General features: G+C 59.1%; 5 protein-coding genes. All 5 read left to right on the forward strand.

The genetic code is table 11. The features are described from left to right. Positions 1–187: 187 nt before the first annotated feature. Positions 188–1,201, forward strand: coding sequence for a hypothetical protein (locus AQ996_RS09255; protein WP_055252625.1), 1,014 nt, complete (start codon positions 188–190; stop codon positions 1,199–1,201). 325 nt (positions 1,202–1,526) lie between these two features. Then, on the forward strand, positions 1,527–1,955 hold the full coding sequence (gene lacA / locus AQ996_RS09260) for a galactose-6-phosphate isomerase subunit LacA (protein WP_006234830.1): 429 nt from the start codon (positions 1,527–1,529) through the stop codon (positions 1,953–1,955). 63 nt (positions 1,956–2,018) lie between these two features. Further along, positions 2,019–2,543, forward strand: a complete 525-nt coding sequence (lacB, locus tag AQ996_RS09265) for a galactose-6-phosphate isomerase subunit LacB (RefSeq protein ID WP_006234831.1) — start codon at positions 2,019–2,021, stop codon at positions 2,541–2,543. Positions 2,544–2,919: 376 nt separating this feature from the next. Continuing rightward, positions 2,920–3,801, forward strand: a complete 882-nt coding sequence (locus AQ996_RS09270; protein WP_055252627.1) for an aldose 1-epimerase family protein — start codon at positions 2,920–2,922, stop codon at positions 3,799–3,801. A gap of 53 nt (positions 3,802–3,854) precedes the next feature. Then, entirely contained in the window at positions 3,855–4,790 is a 936-nt protein-coding gene (locus AQ996_RS09275) for a hexose kinase (RefSeq protein ID WP_055252629.1), read from the forward strand. Positions 4,791–5,099: the final 309 nt, after the last annotated feature.

The following is a 5,099-nucleotide window of genomic DNA, read 5'->3' on the forward strand; positions in this document are numbered from 1 at the left end:
CCGTTCTGGGCGCGCCTCAATCGTAGCCCGAGACGGTCCCGGGCTGACAATTTCGACTGTAATGGACGTTCTTAAACGACTGGTCATTGGGGACAGTCTTGGTGCGCTCCGTTCGTCCTCCCGTTCGATTTTTGCTCGGTGGGTATACTTCCATCCGCAATACAGGCCGGAATGAGGAGGTATCCAAATGCCGGACAACGGATTGATTCAAAAGAAAGATGCGCACGAGATGGCTCATGGGCGTCCTGTCCAGATAACCGAGCACACGGCGGTAACCGAGCTGCAGCCCAGTCTGTCCGATGTCGTGTGCGCAAACAAAAAGCTGCAGATTGGCTTTATCGTTGCGCTCGTGGTCCTGGCGCTGCTGTCGGGCTTTGTAGCTCGTCCGCATTTCGCCGATACCAAAACTTGGGACTCCACCATCGAGGTCATCGACCAAAAGAAGGGTAACGTACTGGCGCTCACGACCTCGTGCGTGGCGCTGTCTGCGGGCATTACCGCGCTGCCGGGTGATACGGGAACGCCGGTTGCCGAGCAGCTCGCGCAGCTTTCAGGCAACCTTGGTATCGTGCTTGCCGTGCTCTACCTCGAGAAATACCTGCTAACCATTTTGTGGTCGGTTGGCTTGGGCATCTTAATCCCGTTTGCGTTGGTGCTCTTTGCGGTGTCGCTCGGCATTCACGGGCGCTGGAGCACGAGCGCTGTCCTGCGCCGTGTGGCGACACGCGTGCTGGTAGTTGCCGTGATCGGCATGGCGTTGGTGCCTGCAAGCGTTTGGGTGTCGCAGAAGGTCGATGAAACGTATCGCGTAAGTATTGAGCAAGCTGAGCAAAAGGCTGCGGACGCTGCGGACGCGGCCGACACCACGGACAAGTCAGCCGAGACCAGCTCAAAATCGAACAAGAAAAAATCCGAGGCCACGGAGTCCAAAAACGTGCTCGAGCAGTTGACTGATGGGGCCTCGAGCCTTGTTACGTCGGTGACCAGCGGTGCCAAGCAGATGACCGACGAGATCGTGCAGCAGGTGACCGACCTCATCGAAGGCGTCATCGTGATGATCGTGACTTCGTGCGTTATCCCGCTGCTGGTGCTCGTGGCGTTCCTGTGGCTGGGACACGTACTGCTGGGGATCGATATTTCCGGCCCGGCGAACTATTTGACGGGCCGCTTTCTGAGTGCTCCGTCCAAGCACGCCAAATAGGGTGGGCAGTCCGAGTAGCTAAAACAGCTGTATATACCGGGGAATACCGCCGAAGGGCGGCCGAGACACGTTCTTGGCCGCCCTTTTGTTTGTTGAACACATGGTCGCTACGTCCGCGCCCGGCTCAAACGGTCAGCAATCATCCGTGAACGATATTTGTTCAAAAAAGAACAAAGTTAAACAAATAGTTGTTGCAGTTACTGTTCGAATGTGTTCAAATAAACATGAACAGTGAAGAACCGCACATTCAGATGCCCGGACCTGAACGCGATTCAACACTTCCAAACAGAAACTACGCACCTGCGTATCTCTCAAGGAGGATGTCATGAGGGTTGTAATCGCTTCCGATGCCGACGGTATGTCGATGAAGGAGTCCATCAAGGAGATGCTCATCGCCGACGGTCACGAGGTCGTCGACTATTCCGAGACCCCTGCCGCGGACTTTGTCGATTCCGCGACCGCCGTTGCCAAGGACCTGCTGGAGCACAAGGATTCCCAGGGCTTCGCATTCGATAAGTACGGCGTCGGCTCCTATATGGCCGCCGTCAAGATCAAGGGCATGGTCGTCGCCAACATTTCCGACGAGCGTTCCGCTTACATGACCCGCGAGCACAACGGCTCGCGCATGGTCACCATGGGCCCGGGCGTTGTGGGCACCGAGGTCGCCAAGAAGATCGCCCGCGAGTTCCTGCGTGCACAGTACGCCGGCGGCCGTCACCAGATCCGTGTCGACATGCTCAACAAGATGGCCTAACGAGAGCCACCGAGAACTCGAACTTCTACCTCAACTTGTGAATTCAGACGAAAGGACGTTCTGATGAAGAAGACCATCGCAATCGGTTGCGACCATATCGTTACGGACGAGAAGATCTATCTGGCCGACCGCCTGGAGCAGGCTGGTTACAAGGTGCTCGACTGCGGCACCTACAGCCACACCCGTACGCACTATCCCATCTACGGTAAGGCCGTGGGCGAGGCTGTTGCCAGCGGCAAGGCCGACTTTGGCGTGGCCCTGTGCGGCACCGGCATCGGCATCACCAACGCCGTCAACAAGGTTCCCGGCGCCCGCTGCGCCCTGGTCCGCGACATGACCTCTGCCCTGTATGCCCGTCGCGAGCTCAACGCCAACATCGTGGGCTTTGGCGGCAAGATTACCGGCGAGTTCCTGATGGCCGATATCATGCTTGCCTTCCTGGAGGAGCCCTACGAGAAGACCCCCGAGCACGATGCCCTGATCGCCAAGATCGATGCCTGCAATAAGGCCGACGCCGAGGCTCAGGCTGACCCGCACTTCTTTGACGAGTTCCTCGAGAAGTGGGACCGCGGCGAGTACCACGACTAAGGAGGTTACGCGGTTTTACCAAACCGCGTAACGGGTCGACGCTGCGAAGCCATCTGGTGGGCAATCTGCCGTTCAGCTTCGGCGGCATGACCAGAAGGTCAATGCCGCCTCGCTTCACGGCACCTTGCCTCACCAGCTGGCTTCTCGCTGACGTTGAGGTGACCTGTGGGGTTACCGCTGTTGTTGCGAAGATTTCCGATACGGCGAGCTGCTCCGATAACACGTTTGCTTGCTTGGCTTGAGTGCTTCGCTCTTGGCTGTACTTGGCGATTTGCAGCTTTTCAATTGACGGCTCGCGTTTCTGTGAGGGGGCGCGGGCCGGTTTTCTATCAGCCCTATTGACTTGGCGGGCTGTCGTAAGAAAGGGAAGGCTCCTATGGAGTTTGTTCTTGATAACGGTTCTATCCGCGTAGCACTGAGCACGGCGGGCGGGTCGTTCACTTCTATTGCGGCCAACGGCCGTGAGTACCTGTGGCAGGGTGATCCGGCGGTCTGGTCGGGCCAGGCGCCCATTTGCTTCCCGATCTGCGGTGGCCTTCGTGATGGTCACGCAATGACCATGGGCGGCCGCGAGGTCAAGCTCGCCCGCCACGGCTTTGCGCGCAAGCAGGAGTGGAAGCTCGAGGAGCAGAGCGACAACATGGTTGCGCTGAGCTTAAGCTCTGCCGACCATGCCGAGTTGCTCGAGCAGTACCCGTATCCGTTTAAGATCGTTGCTCGTTACACGATCGATTCGGAAAAGGTGGCCGTGTCGTACGAGGTGACCAATGAGGGCACCGAGGACATGCCGTTCTTTGTGGGCGGCCACCCCGGCTTTAAGTGCCCGCTCGACGAGGGCGAGTCCTATGACGACTACGAGCTTCGTTTTGAGCAGCGTGAGGCCACCGAGCTCTGTACTGCCGTTCCCTCGACGGGCCTGATTGATGTTGAGCATCGCAGCAAGAACCCCATGATCGGCCAGAACCTGCCGCTTACCCACGAACTCTTCGACTTCGCGGAGACCATCTTTGACGTGCTCGAGAGCCGCGTGGTTACGTTGACCAAGAAAACCGAGGACAAGGGCGTGCGCCTGACGTTCCCCGATATGCCGCACCTGATTGTGTGGAGCAAGCCCGAGGGCGACTTTGTGGCTGTTGAACCGTGGGGTGGTCTGTCCACCTGCTCCGACGAGGACGATATTCTGGAGCACAAGCGTGGCTGCCTGGTGGCCAAGCCGGGAGAGACCGTCACTCGCGGCTTTGAGATCGAGATCCTTTAACGAGTTATCGTATGTTTGGGGCGGGTTATGCCGCCCCGGAACAGGAGTTCAACATGATTCTGACCGTTACCATGAACCCGTCGATTGACACGCGCTATCAGCTCGACAAGCTGATCATCGACGATGTTAACCGTGTGACGCCCGAAAAGACCGCTGGCGGCAAGGGCCTCAACGTGAGCCGTGTGTTGCTGCAGTTGGGCGACGATGTGCTCGCGACCGGTCTGCTCGGCGGCCACATGGGTGCCTATATGGCCGAGCTTATGGATGCCGATGGCGTCAAGAATGACTTTGTGCCCATCGCCGGTGAGACGCGCATTTGCCTGAATATCCTGCACGAGGGCAATCAGACCGAGCTGTTGGAGAGCGGCCCGCAGATCGCCCCGGCCGAGCTCGAGGCCTTTACGGCCAAGTTTGCCGAGCTTGCAGCGAAGGCGGACGTTGTGACGCTTTCGGGCTCGCTGCCGCGTGGCGTCGATGCCGGCTACTATGCCGAGCTCGTCAAGATCGCCGAGGAGGCGGGCGCCAAGGTGCTGCTTGACACCTCGGGTGCATCGCTGGAGGCCGCGCTGGAGTCTGACGCTAAGCCTGAGCTCGTAAAGCCCAACCTGACCGAGATTAACGGCCTGCTGGGTACGTCCTTTACGACCGATGATGTCGATGCCCTGCGCGAGGCGCTTGCCGCCGATGACCGCTTTGCCGGTATTCCCTGGGTTGTCGTTTCGATGGGCGCTGCCGGTTCGGTGGGCTTCCATGAGGGCCGCGCGTTCCGCGCCAAGACGCCCGCGATTGCGGCTGTGAACGCAACGGGTTCCGGCGACTCGACCATCGCCGGCTTTGCGCATGCCATTGCGGCTGGTGCCGACGACGTCACGGTGCTCAAGACCGCCAATACCTGCGGCAAGCTCAACGCCATGGATCCCAAGACCGGCCACCTGGTCATGGACCGCTGGGACGAGATCTTCAACAACGTTGAAGTAACGGAGCTTTAAAGTTACGGCGTTTTACCAAACGCCGTAACCAACCGACGCTGCAAACCCGCCAGAGCGGCAATCTGCCTTTCAACTGCGGCGGCATGACCAGAAGGTCAATGCCGCCTCGTTTCAAGGTACCTTGCTCGCTCTGGCGGGTTTTCGCTGTCGTTGCCAAAACATCGGCGTTGCTTTGGCCGACACTTGGCACTTGGGTGTTCCTATAGTTTTGTCAACCGTCGGGGCTACTCCCGGTAGGGCACCCGGTCGCGCATCACGGCGTATATCGCCCTGAGCCGCTTCCTCGCGACGGCCTTGAGCGCCCGCCCG

It is taken from the genome of Collinsella aerofaciens, assembly GCF_001404695.1.
Taxonomy (GTDB): domain Bacteria; phylum Actinomycetota; class Coriobacteriia; order Coriobacteriales; family Coriobacteriaceae; genus Collinsella; species Collinsella aerofaciens_E.

What these genes read in the sequence shown, in the direction of transcription:
- AQ996_RS09255 (WP_055252625.1), top strand. Translation starts at nt 188, where the DNA reads ATGCCGGACAACGGATTGATTCAAAAGAAAGATGCGCACGAGATGGCT.
- lacA (WP_006234830.1), top strand. Translation starts at nt 1,527, where the DNA reads ATGAGGGTTGTAATCGCTTCCGATGCCGACGGTATGTCGATGAAGGAG.
- lacB (WP_006234831.1), top strand. Translation starts at nt 2,019, where the DNA reads ATGAAGAAGACCATCGCAATCGGTTGCGACCATATCGTTACGGACGAG.
- AQ996_RS09270 (WP_055252627.1), top strand. Translation starts at nt 2,920, where the DNA reads ATGGAGTTTGTTCTTGATAACGGTTCTATCCGCGTAGCACTGAGCACG.
- AQ996_RS09275 (WP_055252629.1), top strand. Translation starts at nt 3,855, where the DNA reads ATGATTCTGACCGTTACCATGAACCCGTCGATTGACACGCGCTATCAG.